We start from the raw sequence: 16013 nt of genomic DNA on the forward strand, positions 1-16013 counted from the left end.
ATCCAAACCCTTGGTCCCATGCGGCTGTCCCGGCACCTACATAGAGCGCGCCGGCGCGCAACTGCAAGGTGAAAGTTTACAGACAAGTTTTCAAGTTTCAACGCGTTATGAGAAATTATTGCATGCGTAAATTTTGTCCAGATGCATGTGCAGCTTGTTCCGGGGGGCGGCGCCTAGTAGACAGGCGTTGCCATATGCCGGGGCGCCGGCCATTCGGCGGTGATGCCGGGCTGCACCGGCCGCTCGAGATAGGTCGACAGCACCACATAGCTGCGCGTCGAGGTGACGCCGGGCGTCTCGTAAAGGCGCGCCAGCAGGCCTTCGAGCGCCCGCGTATCCTCGGTGCGCACCTTGAGCAGCATGCAGGTGTCGCCGGCCACAGTATGGATCTCCTCGACTTCGGGGTACTCGGAAACCGCCATCAGTTCCGGCGTCTTGCCCCAGCCCCTGGTGTCGATATGCACGAAGGCGAGCAGCGGCTTCTTCACCGCCCTGGGATCGATGATCGCCGCCGTGGCGCGGATGGCTCCGCTGCGCTTGAGGCGCTTCACCCGCTCATGCGCCGCCGGCGGCGACAGGCCGACGCGATCGCCGAGCTCGGCGTAGCTGATGGTCGCGTCGTCGACCAGGATGCCTAATATCTTTCGGTCGATAGGGTCGATATCGCGGGCGGGTTGCCTGTTCCGCTGAATGCCATCTGTTTCTTCATCCATATCGGAATTCCTCATTGATGCCGAATGAAATACGGCCATTGTGATCATATGTCGAACAGCGATCAATCAGCAATTCTGGTGGCGGCGCCCCGGCCGCCGATCCCGGCGCTCGCCTATCTCCTGACTGCGTGCATCGCCGTCATCGGCTCGAACTCGCTGGTTCTCGGGCCGATTGCGCCGGCCGTCGCGGCATCGTTCGGGGCGAGCGTGCCGGCGGTCATGACGGCGTCCGCCGCCTTCGGCCTCGGCACCTCGGCAAGCGCGCTTTTCCTTGCCCGCTACATCGACCGGATCGGCGCGCGCCGCATGCTGCAGGGCGCGCTGCTGCTGCTGGCAATAGCGCTGGTCGCCAGCGCGCTGGCGCCGACGGTGACGGCGCTGGTCGCGGCCCAGCTCGTCGCCGGCATTGCCGCCGGCATCGCCATGCCGGCGATCTATGCGAGCTCCGCGGCGATCGCGCCGCCTGGCCGCGAGAGTGGCACCATCGGCGTCGTGCTGACCGGCTGGACGCTCTCCATGGTGGCCGGCGTCTCGCTGTCGGCGGTGCTTGCCGACCTCATCCACTGGCGCGCCGTCTTCGCCGCCGTTGCACTTCTGGCTGCGGCAGCCGTCGCCGGGTTGGCTGTCAGTTCGCTGCGCGACATGACGAAAAACGGCCCTGCGCCTTCGCCGCTTGGCGCGCTCGCCGTGCCCGGCATCCTGCCGCTGCTGGTCGCCTGCGGCGCCTTCATGACCGCCTTCTACGGCGTCTACGGCTATCTAGGCGATCACCTTCACCAGGGCCTCGGCGAGCCGGTCAGCGCCAACGGCCTTGCGGCGGTCGCCTATGGCCTCGGCTTCGGCGCGGCAGCACTGCTCGACGGCGTCATCGACCGCCTCGGCGCGCGGTGGGTCATGCCGTTCGCCTATCTCCTGGTGGCTGCCGTCTATGTCGCCATGGCCCTGGCAAGCGGCGGCTTCGGTCCGCTGATGGCGACCATCGCCATCTGGGGCCTGGCCAACCATTTCGGGCTGAATGTCCTGGTCATGAGGCTGACCGCGCTCGACCCCGCGCGGCGCGGCACCATCATGGGCCTGAACAGCGCGGTCACCTATCTCGCCGTGACCGTCGGCACCGCGGGCTTCGGCCCGCTCTACACAAGCCTCGGCTTCGCCAATTGCGCCCTGATCGCCGCCTTGCTGATGCTGGTGGCGGCATCGGCCGCGGCATGGCGGCAAGCTAGTGCCGTGCAATAGGCTTGCGTCTGCGTTCGCTCCTTCGCTAAGGCTGGCCTCCGAACCGCACGGAGCCACGATGAAGACGACGCTCGAGATCACCGACGAGCCCCTACCGCAGGACCTCGCCCGTGTCGGCGAGGGCTTGACCGCTTTCAACGACCACGATGTCGGAGCCTCAGGCCGCAAGTCGCTGGCCGTTTTCGTTCGCGACGATGCCGGCGCGATCGTCGCCGGCATTTCCGGCTACACCGCCTGGGGCTGGCTCTACGTGCAATGGCTCTGGGTCGACGAAAAGCTGCGCGGCCGGCGCATCGCCGCCAGCATGCTGGACGCCGCCGAACGGGAAGCTCTGGCGCGCGGCTGCCAAGCCGCCTGGATCGACACTTTCAATCCGACCGCGGCCAAGGTCTATCAGCGCCAAGGCTACCAGCCGTTCGGCACGCTTCCCGACTTCCCAGTCGGCCGCAGCCGCATCTTCCTGCAGAAGAAGTTGCCTTAACCCGCGAGCTTTCCGCCGCGCATCGGCCGCGGCACCCCGGTGGTGCTCGGAAAGCTGATCGGCAGCCCGCGCAGCACGCGGACCGCCAGGAAGGCGAAGCACTCCGCTTCCACCGCGTCGCCCTTCCATCCGAGCGTCTCGGCCTGCACCACTTCGACGCCGGCGCGGCGGCCGAGCATCGCCATCATCGTCGGGTTGCGGCGGCCGCCGCCGCTCACCGCCAGCCGCTTCGGCCGGCGCGGCAACAGGTCGAGCGCCTTGCCGACCGCCGAGACCGTGAAAGCCGTCAACGTCGCCGCTCCGTCCTCCACGCCAAGCCCATCGGCCATCGCCGCCGTGAAGTCGAAGCGGTCGAGCGACTTCGGATAAGGTTTTGTCAGATAAGGATGCCGCAGCAGCCGCTCGAGCCTTGCCTCGTCGACGGTGCCCGCAGCCGCCAGCTTGCCGTCTCGGTCCATCTCGCCGAGACTCTTCGACTTGATGAAATCGTTGACCGGCGCATTGGCCGGTCCGGTGTCGAAGGCAACGATATTGTCCTTGCCGTCCCACCAGGTGATGTTGCCGACGCCGCCGAGGTTGAGCACGGCGGTGTCGCCGCTGGAGTCCGCCTCCTTGAGCAGCGCCGCGTGGTAGGCGGCGGCCAAAGGCGCGCCTTGCCCGCCGGCTGCCACGTCGGCCGAGCGGAAATCATAGGCGACCTTGGTGCCGAGAAGGGCCGCCATCAACTCGCCGTCGCCGAGCTGGCGGGTCCTGCCGATCCGTCCCGGCTGCGGGGCGCGGTGCAGCACCGTCTGGCCGTGGAAGCCGACGACGCCGATATCGGCCATGGTCAGCCCATAGCTTTCGACAAGATGCTTGACCGCGGCCGACTGCGCGCGCGTCAACGTTTCCTCGGCCTCACGGAAGATCGCTGGTTCCGGCCCATCAAAATTCCAGGCACGCGCCTGGCGCAGCGTCTCTTCCAGAAGCGTGCGGATCGATTGCGGGTAGGGGGCCAGAGTATAGGTGCCGAAGTCGGCGATGCGCTCGCCGTCGGTCTTGATCAGCGCCACGTCGATGTTGCCGTCAAGCACCGTGCCGGTCATCAGGCCGACGGCCCAGATTGGTTCCATGGTCGCTCCTCGAATCGCCGTTGGTTCACGTGTCGGACGGATCGGCCCGACAGGCAAGTCTTTAGCGGGTGCCAGGACCTCTCACCCTATACCGCCAGCTTTTTGCGTCGGACGCCGAAATTGGAGCAACGTCGTTCTTGCCTCTTGCCGCCGAAGGCGCGAGCCTGTGCGACCATCGGCATCGGCCGAACATCGAAGGACACAAGGAGGAACGAGATGGCAGCCAATGTCGCAGTGATCGCAGGTGCAGGGCAGGGCCTCAGCGCCTCGCTGGCGCGGCTCCTCGGCAAGGAAGGTTTTCGCGTCGTCCTTGCCGCCCGCAACATCGACAAGCTCGCCGCGCTGGTTCAGGAGACCGGCGCGCAGGCGGTGGAGACGGACGTGTCGGATGCCGCTTCCGTCGCACGGCTGTTCGAGGTCGCCGACAAGGCCGGCCCGCTCGAAATTGCCGTCTTCAATGCCAGTGGCCGCACGCGTGGCCCGATCGCCGAGCTCGATCCGGAGGCGGTCAAGCAGGCCCTGCTCGTCGGCGCCTATGGTGGCTTCCTCGTCGGCCAGCAGGCGGCGCGCCGGCTTCTTGCACGCGGTTCCGGCTCGATCCTGTTCACCGGCGCGACCGCAAGCCTCAAGGGGTTCTCGGGCTCGGCCGGTTTCGCCATGCCGAAATTCGGGCTCCGCGGGCTGGCGCAGTCGATGGCGCGTGAGCTTAGCCCGAAGAACATCCACGTCGCGCATTTCATCATTGACGGCCAGATCGAGCCGCCCGCACAGGCAGCCGACCCCGACCGTCCTGATCGTCGCCTTTCGCCCGACGCGATCGCCGAAACCGACCTCGCGATCCATCGCCAGCATCGCAGCGCCTGGAGCTTCGAGGTCGAGCTCAGGCCATGGGTCGAGACATTCTGACGGCGCCAAGTGTTCTCCCTGAATGGCATTATGAGCCGCAGACCGTTCATGCCATTTATTCGTCAAACCGCTTTATCCCTCGCAGAGTCAGTGTGTTCGTGGAGGCGTTCGCATCGCACCTTCGGAAACTCGGATAGATGAATAGAAAATCGTTCTTCCTGGCGCCTTCGACTAAGGGCCGTAGTTGGCTCGCACCAATTCGGCTATCAGAACAGGATATCGGCGGCGGGATATGAGCCCTGCCTTCGTGCAAGCAGCGAGTTTCAGGAGCGCGTCGACAGCGCGATCGCTCTCAAGGCCGGGTCGATCGCGGAAGCAGCTGCCGAGACCGAGCGCGCGCTTCATCTCGCGCAATTGGCCGGCGCCGACGCCGCCCTGCTCGGCTGCACCGAACTGTCGGTGGTGGCCGCCGGTCTCAATGACACGAACGGATTGATCGTCATCGACAGCAATGCGGCTTTGGCGCGGGCTTGTCTGACGCGATTGGGCTTTGGGACGCAGGAAGCCGGAGGCCTGTCGACCATGTCGCCGCTGCGGGAACACGATGGATTGCCCTGGCCCGCTGCGCAGCGGGCTTCATAGGCGCCGCAGCTTCGACCTTTCGCCACGCCGAATGTCTGCCCGACGGCGGCCGGCGTTCTCCAAGTCATAAAATCTTTGAGAGAATATTTTCCGCCTCCCGTTCGATAGGAAATGAGCTTCTTTGCCCAGCCGGGCAGCATTGGTGATGCTGGCATCAAGGCTTCGCACTCCGCCAGGCCGAAATGAATTCAGGATCGCAAGGAACGCATCATGTCCGACCTCGGCAACGCTTCAAAATCTCTCGTTACGTCAATCACCAGGCGCGCCGGACTTGCCGCGCTTCTCGCCGCGACATTCGCCGTCATCGGCCTCACTGCGCCCTCTCCGTCCTTCGCCGACGACAAGAAGGCGATCAAGGTCGGCATCATCAGCGGCGAGGATGAGGACGTCTGGCGGGTCGTCACCGCCGAAGCGGCCAAGAAAGGACTGACGATCGAGGCCGTCGTATTCAACGACTACACCCAGCCCAACGAGGCGCTGGAGCGTGGCGAGATCGACGCCAATGCCTTCCAGCACAAGCCCTATCTCGACAACCAGATCAAGACTCAAGGCTATCATATCGTCCCGGTCGGCTATACCGGTGTCTGGCCGATCGGCCTCTATTCGAAGAAGCACTCCAAGGTCGCCGACCTGCCGGAAGGCGCCGTCATCGGCCTGCCCAGCGATCCCTCCAACGAAGGCCGCGCGCTGCATGTGTTGGAGCATGAAGGCCTGATCAAGCTGAAGGACGGCACCGGCATCCTGGCGACGACCGCCGACATTGCCGAGAACCCGAAGAAGCTCGAGATCAAGGAGCTCGACGCCGGTATCGTCGGCCGCTCGGTCGACGATCTCGACGCCGCTGTTGTCAACACCGACTGGGCGCTGAAGAGCGGGCTTTCGCCGGAAAACCGCATCGCGCAGGAGCCGGTGGCCGACAATCCCTACCGCAACTTCATCGCCGTCAAGGCCGGCAGCGAGAACGAGCCCTGGGTGAAGACCCTGGTCGCCTCCTACCAGAACGAGACGGTGAAGGCCGAGTTCGACAAGGTCTACAAGGGCACCGGGATCAGCGCCTATTGATCGGCGCGTGGCTGGCGGGAACTGGCGGTCCGCTCCTGAGCGGACCGCCGTCGCGTTTGCGCGACGCAGAAACGGAAGTAGAGATGAACCAGCACGTCACGGCCGATATCGCTGATCCGGTCCACATCCAACCCAAGGGGTTGGAAGATGTTGTCCGCCTCGTCGATCTGAAGCGCCGCTTCGGCGCGACGGCGGCGCTAGACGGCGTCTCGCTCACGTTGCGGAAGGGCGAGGTCCTCGGCATCATCGGCCGCAGCGGGGCCGGCAAGTCGACGCTGATCCGCTGCCTGAACGGCCTTGAGCGGCCCGATTCCGGCGAGGTCTTCATCGAGGGCCGTGAAATCAGCGGTTTGAGCGAACGCGACTTGCAGCCGCTGCGCCGCCGCATCGGCATGGTCTTCCAGCACTTCAACCTTTTGTCGGCGAAGACCGTCGAGGAAAACGTCGCGCTGCCACTCAAGATCGAAGGCCGGCCGCGTGCCGAGCGCCTGGCGCGCGCGGCTGAGCTGCTGCAGCTTGTCGGCCTCTCGGAGAAAGCCAAGGCCTATCCGGCATCGCTGTCGGGCGGGCAGAAGCAGCGCGTCGGCATTGCCAGGGCGCTCGCCGCGCGACCGGCGCTGCTGCTTTCCGACGAGGCGACGTCGGCGCTCGATCCGGAGACGACGCGCTCGATCCTGGCGCTGCTCAAGGACATCAATTCCAGGCTCGGCCTCACCATCCTGCTCATCACTCACGAAATGGAGGTGATCCGCTCGATCGCCGACCGCGTGGCGGTGATTGATGCCGGGCGGATCGTCGAGGAGGGCGCCGTCTGGCAGGTCTTCGCCAATCCGAAATCCGAGATCACCCGCAGCCTGCTCGGCGCGATCCGGCCGCAACTGCCCCCCGAGATCGCCAGCCGGCTTGCTGCGGGCGAGGGCGCGGAAACGATCCTCAAGGTCGATGTGGCCGGTGAGGCGGCGCGCGGTCCGCTGCTCTCTGACCTGAGCGCCGGCGTGCCTGCGCCGTTCCGCCTCGTGCATGGCGGTGTCGATCATGTCCAGGGACAGCCCATCGGAACGCTGTTCCTCGCCGTCTCCGGCGCCGACGCCGCGCTCCTCGCACAGACAATCGCATTACTGAAAGACCGCGGCGCGCGGGTGGAGGTCCTTGGCAATGTCGCCCGTCCTGTTTGAACTCCTGCTCCGCTCGATCTGGGAGACCGTGCTGATGACCGGCGCTTCCGGCCTCATCTCGCTGGTCTTCGGCTTGCCGCTTGGGCTGGCGCTGGTCGCCACTGATCGCGGCGGCATCGCCGAAAACCTCTGGGTGAACCGCATCCTCGGCGCTGTCATCAACGGCTTCCGTTCGGTCCCCTTCATCATCCTGTTGGTGGCGCTGATCCCGGTGACGCGGCTGATCGTCGGCACCTCGATCGGCACCTGGGCGGCGATCGTGCCGCTGTCGATCGCGGCCACGCCCTACTATGCCCGCATCGCCGAAGTGTCGCTGCGCGAGGTGGATCACGGCCTGATCGAAGCGGCGCGTGCGATGGGCGGCAACCGTTGGACGATCGTCCGCGAGGTGCTGGTGCCGGAGGCGCTGCCCGGCATCGTCGCCGGCTTCACGGTGACGCTGGTGACGCTGGTCGGCGCCTCCGCGATGGCCGGCGCCATCGGCGCAGGCGGACTTGGCGATCTCGCCATCCGCTATGGCTACCAGCGTTTTGAGACCAGCGTCATGATCGCCGTGGTCATTGTCCTGATCGTGCTGGTCTGCGGCATCCAGTGGATCGGCGACCGGCTGGTGGCGCGGCTGGATCATCGCGGATGAGCGACGCGCAGCAAGCGGTGGTCGCATCGAACGTTATTTGCCGCAAAGCCCGTGAATTGAGCGCCGGCTTGCTCCGTTCGCAATGAGATTGGTTGGTGCGTTTCTTTACCCGCAATGCCGCGCATGTCATCGTGCGACGGGGCGCCAATTGCCGCAAGAGGAGCCAGTCCATGGCCAGAATAATTCCGGTGCTCGATCTCGATCGCTTGGAACAGGGCGCGTCGGAACGTCGGACTTTCCTGTTTGATCTGCGAACGGCCGCCCGCGATGTCGGCTTCTTCTATCTCAGCGGCCACGGCATAACCCAGCCGGACACCGACGCGGTGCTCAATGCCGCGCGACACTTCTTTGCCTTGCCGGAATCCGACAAGCTTGGCATTGAGATGGTGAAGTCGCCGCAGTTCCGCGGCTATACGCGCGCCGGCGGGGAACTCACCAGGGGCAAGGCCGACTGGCGCGAGCAGCTCGACATCGGCGTCGAGCGTGCGACCATTTCGCAAGGACCGGGCGTGCCGGCCTGGACGCGGCTGCAGGGACCGAACCAATGGCCGGCGGCGCTGCCTGAATTGAAGCCGGCGCTGCTTGCCTGGCAGGCCAAGGTGACCGATGTGGCGATCCGCCTGCTCAAGGCTTTCGCCCTGTCGCTCGACCAGCCCGAAGACGCCTTCGATCCGATCTATCGCGGCGAGCCCAACCACCGCATGAAGATCGTGCGCTATCCCGGCCGTGACGCAACCGGCGACGACCAGGGCGTCGGCGCGCACAAGGATGGCGGTTTCCTGACCCTGCTGCTGCAGGACGAGAACAAGGGGCTGCAGGTCGAATATGACGGTAGCTGGGTGGATGTGGATCCGATCCCGCGAACGCTGGTGGTCAATATCGGCGAGCTGCTGGAATTGGCCTCGGACGGCTATCTGAGAGCAACGGTGCATCGCGTCGTCACGCCTCCGGCCGGCGTCGGGCGGATTTCGGTTCCCTTCTTCTTCAGCGCCCGCCTCGACGCGACGATTCCGCTGCTGGACTTGCCGGAGGAGCTGGCGGCCGAGGCGCGAGGCCCGGCCAGCGATCCCGACAATCCGCTGTTCCGCAACGTCGGAACCAATGTGCTGAAGAGCCGGCTGAGGTCCCATCCCGACGTGGCGCGGCGGCACTATGCCGACCTGTTGGAAAGGGCAGCGGCGGCTGGCTGAGCTTTGCCGCCGCCCGGGCGATATTTTTTCGCGTTTTGGCCAGTTTTTGGAATTCTATTCGTCGCAAACCGGCCGGCCAAGGCCCAAATAACGGGTGTTGTCCGGTGTTTTCCTCCCATTGCGCCGGACGATGTTCCCCTCTGAAGGTTATCACCTTCATTCTTGGCCGGGCCGCTTTCGAGCCCGGCCTTTTTCTTTTCCAAGCAATTCCAGGAAAAGTGCGAAACGGTTTTCCGTCCGGACGACGTCCTTACCCGTGATCGCGCCGTAGCGTGTCTTGCCGCCGGCGGTGAAGGTGGCGTCTGGGGAGATATCCGGCAGGACTGAGGGGCGCGACGGAACGCGATCATCGAACAGAATTATTACGGCGCGATGATCGGCGGGGCTGCTGGGTCGGACTGGCGCGGCGTCGGTATCGTTGATCGGTTAATATATGAGTTACATCTTTGCGACCGAATGTCAGGCGTCGTTCTCTATGCGGATGCAGCTTCCGGGGGTAGTGGAATTGCCGCTCTCGGCAAAACCGCAGATACAGCTACGATCCGAGCGTTAAAATTTGCCGCAGGTTGTATTGGTTGGATTTTCGGAGACCTGAATTGCTACCGCCCAACACCCGCCGTTCTTTGCCGATGGCTCTTCTGCGTGCCCGAGAAATGATCATGGCGCATTTTCGGCCGATGCTTGCCCGCCACGACATCACTGAGCAGCAATGGCGCGTGCTCCGCGTGTTAGCCGAAACAGGACCGCTGGAAGCGACCGAGCTCGCCAACCGCGCCTCGATCCTGCCACCCAGCCTCACTCGCATCATCAGGGCGATGGAGGAGCGGGAGTTCATCATCCGCAACAAGGTCAAGGACGATGGCCGCCGCGCGCTGCTCGCCATCAGCCTCGCCGGTGTGGCGCTAATCGAGGAACTGGCACCTGAGCGCGCCGCCATCTACGACGCGATCGAAAAGCGCTACGGCGCCGAGCAGTACGAGCACTTGCTCGACATGCTGGAGAGCCTGATCCGGTCGGAGACGCCATCCGAGTAGGCTGGCCGGCGGAGACCGGGCTTCTCGATCATCGGCAGGCGACGACGACCTGGTGGCTCGCGCCGCTGTTTCGGCAGCGCTACCTGCTGTGCTGCTCGATGAATTCCGGATGCTGATGCCGACGGATATAGGCGTGACGGCAGGCGCCGCGATGGGGCATCTCGATCTGGCGCCGTGGCTGATACGCAAGGCCAGCCCCGAGCTGGCCTGCCATTCGACATGAGGAGTGCATAAGAACCCACTTCCAATGTATCAGTGCATGGCCAGGTGTTTTCATCGTTTGGACGGAATCAACGACCCGGTTACGTCAAACCAAATGCGCGCTGAAACGACACCGGAGCGGGACGCGTTACGGCGGGAAAGCGAGCTGAGATGGAGCATCAATCATCAATGTCGCCCGGTGACTCGCCGCGTCGGCGCACCAGCTTCCTGCGCACTTTGGGACCCGGCCTCATCACCGGCGCGGCGGACGACGATCCCAGTGGAATCGCCACCTACAGCCAGGTTGGCGCGCAATTCGGCTATACCCTCTGCTGGACAATACCCTTCAGCTATCCCCTCCTGGTCGTGATCCAGGGGATCAGTGCGGGCATCGGCGCCGTGACCGGTCAGGGCATCGCGCAGAACCTGCGGCGACACTATCCGCCGTGGGTGATGCGTTTTGCCGTTCTCCTGTTGCTCGTCGCCAACTTCATCAACATCGGCGCCGATCTGGCGGCGATGGGGGCGGCGTTGCAGCTTCTCGTCGGTGGTTCTCAGTTCCTCTACGCCGCCGCCTTCGGATTGCTCTGCGCCGGTCTTGAGATCTTCGTGGCCTACAAGCGCTATGTGACCATTCTGAAGTGGCTAACCCTCTCGCTGTTTGCATATGTCGCGGTGGTTTTGGCCGTGGACGTGCCGTGGGCAGTGGCGCTGCACGGCGCACTCATTCCGCAATTCGCCTTGGATCGCGACCATGCCATGGCCCTGGTGGCTGTTCTCGGCACGACGATCAGCCCCTACCTCTTCTTCTGGCAAGCCGGTGAGGAAGTGGAGGAACTGCATCGTCGCCACCTTGTACGGCTCAGCACCCATCCGCGTACGGCAGGTGCCGAGCTTGCACGCATTCGAACGGATACGCTTTTTGGCATGACATTCTCCCATCTCATCGCTCTCTTCATCATCATCGCCACCGCAGCCACGCTCCACGCCAGCGGCACGACGCAGATCGAGACTTCAGCGCAGGCGGCAGAGGCGCTCCGGCCGATTGCCGGCGAAGTTACCTTCGCTGTTTTCGCCGCCGGCATCATCGGTACCGGCATGCTGGCCGTTCCGGTTCTTGCCGGCTCGGCTGCCTATGCCGTGGCGGAGATGTTCCGCTGGCCGGAGGGGCTGGATCGGCAGCCCCGTGAGGCCAAGGCGTTCTATGCAACGATTACCGCAGCGACCCTCGGCAGTGTTGTAGTTAGTTTTACCGCTCTCGATCCAATCCGCGCGCTCTACTGGACAGCGGTCATCAATGGCATACTTGCGGTCCCGCTGATGGCAATCATGGTGATGATGGCCAGTAGCCCGCGCGTCATGGGAAGGCTCACCGCGCCGCGGTGGATGGTCGTGGTCGGATGGCTCGCGGTCCTGATCATGGCCTTGGCCACGATCGGGTTCTTCGTGCTCTAACCTAATGCATGTCGCCCAGAAGTGTGCAGCGGTTCTGGGGCAACGACATGCATCAAACAAAGACTTAAAGCGCGTCGACTGAATCCGTTTCAGCGCGACGCGCTTTAGGTCGCAGCGAAAAGCGGTTCGTGGAGACCGTTCCATGCGCTATAATACAGCCAATTGCTGTCATATTCGCGAGAACGGGCATCAAGTCGAGCTGCTGGATAGCGCAGCGCTCGCATCCGATTTGAAGCTCGGACACTTCGACGCGTTCGTCATTGCCGCGTCGGTCCACCAGGAGCACCATCAGGAAACCGTCACGAACTTCGTATTTGCCCATCACGAACCGCTGAACACCAAACCTTCGGCCCTCATATCCGTCAGTCTGTCGGCGGCGCTGGAAGACCAAAAGACAGAGGCTCAAAAATACGTGGATCGCTTCGTCTCCGTGACAGGGTGGCAACCACGCATGACGCTCCTCCTCGGGGGTGCTTTGCGCTTCACCAAGTACGATTACTTTCAGGAGCAGTTCGTCAAATTCGTCGTCATGAAGAGCGGCGGTCCGAGCCTGGAGCGCGATCACGAATTCACTGACTGGAACGCACTCGCTAGCTTCACTGATCGATTTCTTGAGACGGCCGGCTAAACAAGGAGGTGCCTGAGTCCGGCGAAGCTTGCATCGGCCCACCCCTTGGCCGTCCTTGCCGGCGTGGCGCATGGAACAGTAGCCCCCGCGAGCGATCGCGAATTTCAGTGCAGGAAGTCCGTTTACGCGGGCATCGAGATGCACAGAGTGAAGCTCGCTCTTTCACCAGGGGAGTCCCGTGATCATCAGTGAGATGAATGCCCAAGAATGCAGGACGCACCTGGCCGCGAGCAGGGTCGGGCACCTCGCTTGCGTAAGAAACGGGATGCCGTACGTCGTGCCAATCAGCTTCGTTTACGAGAACAGCCACATCTACAGCTTCTCCCTGATTGGTCGGAAGGTCTGGGCGATGCGAGGACATCCTCAGGTTTGCTTCGAAGTCGACGAGATTCGCAGCCCTCGCAGTCGGTGGAGTGTCATTGCCTTCGGTCGCTACGAAGAACTCTCCGAGGCGGGCCTCCGGCAGAATGAGCGCGACCATGCATGGTCGCTGTTGCAGAAGGCGCGCCCCAATTGGTGGGAACCTGGCGGCGAGACGCCTCACTCAGAGGACAAGGTGGCCAGTCCGCCTCATCTCTTTTTCCGCATCAACATCGAAAAGATCTCTGGCCGTCGTGCGCTCGTCTGACCGGCCCCGGTCTTCATCGCCGGCGTCGCCGGCAGCCCCTATGCCGACCTGCGCTGACGCGCGGCGGCGCTTGGTGGCTAGGACATCATCTTCGGGAGTCCCGCCGCAAGCGCATCGACCGCCAGCCGCACTTTCAGCGGCAGATGCGGCGTCTGCAGCCAGAGCGCGTGGCAGTCGTAGAGATAGTCCGGCTGGTCTGGCAGCAGGCGGACTAGCGCGCCTTCCTCGACGCGCCGACGAACCAGCCAATACGGGAGCCAGGCGAGACCCATGCCCTCGGTCGCCGCGCCGGCGATGGCGTCGAGGTCGTCGAGCCGCAGCCGGCCGGCCGGGGCGATCTCCGTGATAGAGCCGTCGTCGCGCGGGAACAGCCATGGCTGCAGCGCCAGGCCGAGCCTGCGGTAGATGATCGCCTGATGGCTGGCGATATCTTCGAGCCAAAGCGGTCGGCCGAACCTCTCGATATAGGCGGGCGAAGCGCAAACGATCATGCGCTGGCGCACGATACGGCGCGCGATGACGCCGGCCCTGTCATCCAGTGCTCCCGTGCGGATCGCGAGGTCAAAATCGTCCTCGACGAGGTCGGCGAAACGATCGCTGAGCGACAGGTCCAACTCCAGCGTCGGATGGCGCCGGGCAAGATCGAGGAGGACCGGCGTCACGCAGTGCCTGCCGAAATGCGCCGGCATCGTCACGCGCAGTTTTCCGCGCGGCTCGGACAATTGGTCAGCCGCCAGCGCATCCGCGGCTTCGGCCTCCGCCAGCACGATCCTGCAGCGCTCGTAATAGGCACGCCCGAAATCGGTCAGGCTCTGCCGGCGCGTCGTGCGGTTGAGAAGGCGCACCCCCAGGCGCTCCTCGAGGAAGCGGACATGCTTGCCGACCATCGGCCCCGACAGGTCGAGCGCCGCCCCAGCGGCCGCGAACGAGCCGAGATCGACCGCCTTGACGAACACTTCCATGCTTTCGAGGCGATCCATATTCAAAACCAATCGTTTCGACTGTTCTGCCTGCAGCCGGATTTATCCCTCTGTTGCACGTCTGCATAGTCCATTCCGTCAATTGGATTTGGAGTTGCATGGATGGCAAGGGTTGTTCGCTTTCACGCTTACGGCGCTCCGGAGGTGCTGCGCATCGAGGATGTCGAGGTGCCTCCGCCGGGTCCGGGCGAGGTGCGGATACGGGTCAAAGCGCTGGGCTTGAACCGCGCCGAAGCCTCGATGCGCAAGGGCGGCTATATCGAGACGCCGACGCTGCCATCGGGCCTCGGTCTCGAGGCGGCGGGCATCGTCGAGTCGGTCGGCGACGGCGTCGACGCAGTCGCATTGGGCGATGCCGTCAGCATCATCCCGCCGCGCTCGATGGCGCGCTGGCCGGCCTACGGCGAGTTCGTCACCTTCCCGGCCGAGCTCGTCGTCAAGCATCCGCCGTCGCTCGGCTTTGAAGCGGCCGCCGCGACATGGATGCAGTATCTCACCGCCTATGGGGCGCTGGTCGACATTACCCGTCTCGGCCGCGGCGAGCCTGTCGTCATCACCGCCGCGTCGAGCAGCGTCGGCCTCGCCGCTATCCAGATCGCCAAAATGATCGGCGCCGTGCCGATTGCCGTGACGCGGACATCGGCCAAGACAACGGCGCTGCTCGATGCCGGCACCGCTTATGTCGTGACCTCGCAGGAGGAGGATCTCGAAGCACGGCTGAGGGAGATCGCGCCCGAGGGCGTGCGCGTCGTCCTCGACGCGGTCGGCGGCCCGATCTTCACGCCGCTGGCGGCGGCAATGTCACGCGGCGGCATCCTCCTCGAATATGGCGGCCTCAGCTCCGAGCCGACGCCGTTCCCGCTCCTCGATGTGCTGGCCAAGACGCTGACGCTGCGCGGCTATCTCGTCCACGAAATCACCGGCGATCCGGTGCGACTGGAAGCCGCCAAGGCCTTCGTTCTCGACGGCCTCGCATCGGGCGCGCTGAAGCCGGTGATCGCCAGAACCTTTCCGTTCGACAGGATTGTCGAGGCGCACCGCTTCCTCGAATCCGGCGAGCAGTTCGGCAAGGTCGTGGTGACGGTTTGAAGCCTGCGGTCAAAGAAAACGAGCTGAGCTGTCGGGAGCCGCGCCGGTCGTTCGTCCTCTGGATGCAAAGCGCAAGAACTGAATAGCTGGAAGAGATCGTTGCAATCATGCACATCAGTCTCGCCGGCATCATGCAATCACTCGGAGCCCGCCAATGACCCCCACCATCACAGCGTTTCAACGGTCGCCCGATGGCGGCAGGGGCCAGGCACGCGACATGCGCGTGCGCTGGGCGCTCGAGGAAGTCGGCCAGCCTTACGACGTTCGTCTTGTTTCGTTCAGCGCGATGAAGCAACCCGCGCATCTCGCGGTTAATCCGTTCGGCCAGATTCCGACTTATGAGGAAGGCGATCTCTGCCTGTTCGAGTCGGGATCGATCGTGTTCCACATCGCGGAGCGCCACGCCGGGCTGCTGCCTGAGGACGCAAACGCCCGGTCGCGCGCCATCACCTGGATGTTCGCTGCCCTCAACACAATGGAGCCGCCGATCCTGGAACTCGTGACCGCCGTTATCCTCGAGCGCGACGCGCCGTGGCACGCTGCGTGCCTGCCCCTCGTCGAGGATCGCATACGCAAACGGCTGGCCGAACTCTCCCGCTGCCTGGGCGATTCCGACTGGCTCGACGGCGCGTTCAGCGCCGGTGACCTGATCATGGTCGCAGTGCTGCGCAGGCTGAACAGGTCAGGGCTGCTGGACGAATTCCCGAACCTCGCCGCCTACGTCGCCCGCGGCGAAGCGAGGCCGGCGTTCAGGCGCGCTTTCGATGCTCAATTGGCGGTTGCCGCCGCCGCGGCAGCCGGGTGATGAGGCTCGCCGCAGTCGCTCGCTTGCGCAAAAATTTAAAACGTTTGCAATTTTGCAAAAGGTGATTACAAACGTTTCAACTTTGCGCTCGGGAGGAAC

18 protein-coding genes are annotated in these 16013 nt (G+C 64.2%); 15 read left to right on the forward strand and 3 right to left on the reverse strand.

Features of this window, described 5'->3' with window-relative positions; all coding sequences use genetic code 11:
* Nucleotides 1-173 precede the first annotated feature (173 nt).
* On the reverse strand, nucleotides 174-713 hold the full coding sequence (locus tag AU465_RS25965; RefSeq protein ID WP_192254581.1) for an Lrp/AsnC family transcriptional regulator: 540 nt from the start codon (nucleotides 711-713) through the stop codon (nucleotides 174-176).
* A 48-nt stretch (nucleotides 714-761) separates the two neighbouring features.
* Between AU465_RS25965 and AU465_RS25970 the strand changes: the two genes are divergently transcribed.
* Complete coding sequence (locus tag AU465_RS25970) at nucleotides 762-1949, forward strand: MFS transporter (protein WP_192254583.1); 1188 nt, start codon at nucleotides 762-764, stop codon at nucleotides 1947-1949.
* 58 nt (nucleotides 1950-2007) lie between these two features.
* Nucleotides 2008-2430 carry a GNAT family N-acetyltransferase gene (locus AU465_RS25975; RefSeq protein WP_192254585.1) on the forward strand — a complete coding sequence of 141 codons (423 nt, stop codon included), beginning with the start codon at nucleotides 2008-2010 and terminating at the stop codon, nucleotides 2428-2430.
* Here the strand turns inward: AU465_RS25975 and AU465_RS25980 are convergent.
* The gene (locus AU465_RS25980) at nucleotides 2427-3542 is read right to left on the reverse strand and encodes an anhydro-N-acetylmuramic acid kinase (protein WP_192254587.1); all 1116 of its coding nucleotides are present in this window, start codon (nucleotides 3540-3542) and stop codon (nucleotides 2427-2429) included. The genes AU465_RS25975 and AU465_RS25980 overlap by 4 nt on opposite strands.
* 216 nt (nucleotides 3543-3758) lie before the next feature.
* Here AU465_RS25980 and AU465_RS25985 point away from each other — a divergent pair, with 216 nt between their 5' ends.
* The 11 genes from AU465_RS25985 (at nucleotide 3759) to AU465_RS26035 (ending at nucleotide 13040) form a co-directional block, all read left to right on the forward strand.
* Nucleotides 3759-4448 carry an SDR family NAD(P)-dependent oxidoreductase gene (locus AU465_RS25985; RefSeq protein WP_192254589.1) on the forward strand — a complete coding sequence of 230 codons (690 nt, stop codon included), beginning with the start codon at nucleotides 3759-3761 and terminating at the stop codon, nucleotides 4446-4448.
* Between the two features lie 216 nt (nucleotides 4449-4664).
* Complete coding sequence (locus AU465_RS25990) at nucleotides 4665-5030, forward strand: aspartate/glutamate racemase family protein (RefSeq protein ID WP_312891314.1); 366 nt, start codon at nucleotides 4665-4667, stop codon at nucleotides 5028-5030.
* A 210-nt stretch (nucleotides 5031-5240) separates the two neighbouring features.
* Nucleotides 5241-6092 carry a MetQ/NlpA family lipoprotein gene (locus AU465_RS25995; RefSeq protein WP_192254591.1) on the forward strand — a complete coding sequence of 284 codons (852 nt, stop codon included), beginning with the start codon at nucleotides 5241-5243 and terminating at the stop codon, nucleotides 6090-6092.
* An 83-nt stretch (nucleotides 6093-6175) separates the two neighbouring features.
* Complete coding sequence (locus AU465_RS26000; protein WP_192254593.1) at nucleotides 6176-7267, forward strand: methionine ABC transporter ATP-binding protein; 1092 nt, start codon at nucleotides 6176-6178, stop codon at nucleotides 7265-7267.
* Complete coding sequence (locus AU465_RS26005) at nucleotides 7248-7904, forward strand: methionine ABC transporter permease (protein ID WP_192254595.1); 657 nt, start codon at nucleotides 7248-7250, stop codon at nucleotides 7902-7904. The genes AU465_RS26000 and AU465_RS26005 overlap by 20 nt, the downstream gene beginning before the upstream one ends.
* A gap of 170 nt (nucleotides 7905-8074) precedes the next feature.
* Complete coding sequence (locus tag AU465_RS26010) at nucleotides 8075-9094, forward strand: isopenicillin N synthase family dioxygenase (RefSeq protein ID WP_192254597.1); 1020 nt, start codon at nucleotides 8075-8077, stop codon at nucleotides 9092-9094.
* A 629-nt stretch (nucleotides 9095-9723) separates the two neighbouring features.
* Nucleotides 9724-10128 (forward strand): homoprotocatechuate degradation operon regulator HpaR, encoded by a 405-nt coding sequence (hpaR, locus tag AU465_RS26015; protein ID WP_192254701.1) that lies wholly within the window; start codon nucleotides 9724-9726, stop codon nucleotides 10126-10128.
* A 52-nt stretch (nucleotides 10129-10180) separates the two neighbouring features.
* Nucleotides 10181-10351, forward strand: a complete 171-nt coding sequence (locus tag AU465_RS26020) for a type 1 glutamine amidotransferase family protein (RefSeq protein ID WP_246506401.1) — start codon at nucleotides 10181-10183, stop codon at nucleotides 10349-10351.
* 167 nt (nucleotides 10352-10518) lie between these two features.
* On the forward strand, nucleotides 10519-11784 hold the full coding sequence (locus tag AU465_RS26025) for an Nramp family divalent metal transporter (protein ID WP_192254599.1): 1266 nt from the start codon (nucleotides 10519-10521) through the stop codon (nucleotides 11782-11784).
* 142 nt (nucleotides 11785-11926) lie between these two features.
* Nucleotides 11927-12412 carry a flavodoxin domain-containing protein gene (locus AU465_RS26030; protein ID WP_246506402.1) on the forward strand — a complete coding sequence of 162 codons (486 nt, stop codon included), beginning with the start codon at nucleotides 11927-11929 and terminating at the stop codon, nucleotides 12410-12412.
* Nucleotides 12413-12605: 193 nt separating this feature from the next.
* Nucleotides 12606-13040, forward strand: coding sequence for a pyridoxamine 5'-phosphate oxidase family protein (locus tag AU465_RS26035; protein WP_246506416.1), 435 nt, complete (start codon nucleotides 12606-12608; stop codon nucleotides 13038-13040).
* Between the two features lie 77 nt (nucleotides 13041-13117).
* Here the strand turns inward: AU465_RS26035 and AU465_RS26040 are convergent, their stop codons facing one another.
* Nucleotides 13118-14020 carry a LysR family transcriptional regulator gene (locus AU465_RS26040; protein WP_192254603.1) on the reverse strand — a complete coding sequence of 301 codons (903 nt, stop codon included), beginning with the start codon at nucleotides 14018-14020 and terminating at the stop codon, nucleotides 13118-13120.
* A 102-nt stretch (nucleotides 14021-14122) separates the two neighbouring features.
* Between AU465_RS26040 and AU465_RS26045 the strand changes: the two genes are divergently transcribed.
* Nucleotides 14123-15109, forward strand: a complete 987-nt coding sequence (locus tag AU465_RS26045; RefSeq protein WP_192254605.1) for a zinc-dependent alcohol dehydrogenase family protein — start codon at nucleotides 14123-14125, stop codon at nucleotides 15107-15109.
* A gap of 154 nt (nucleotides 15110-15263) precedes the next feature.
* Nucleotides 15264-15914, forward strand: coding sequence for a glutathione S-transferase family protein (locus AU465_RS26050; protein WP_192254607.1), 651 nt, complete (start codon nucleotides 15264-15266; stop codon nucleotides 15912-15914).
* The last annotated feature ends 99 nt before the right edge of the window (nucleotides 15915-16013 follow it).

The organism is Mesorhizobium silamurunense (assembly GCF_014843905.1).
Classification (GTDB): domain Bacteria; phylum Pseudomonadota; class Alphaproteobacteria; order Rhizobiales; family Rhizobiaceae; genus Mesorhizobium; species Mesorhizobium silamurunense.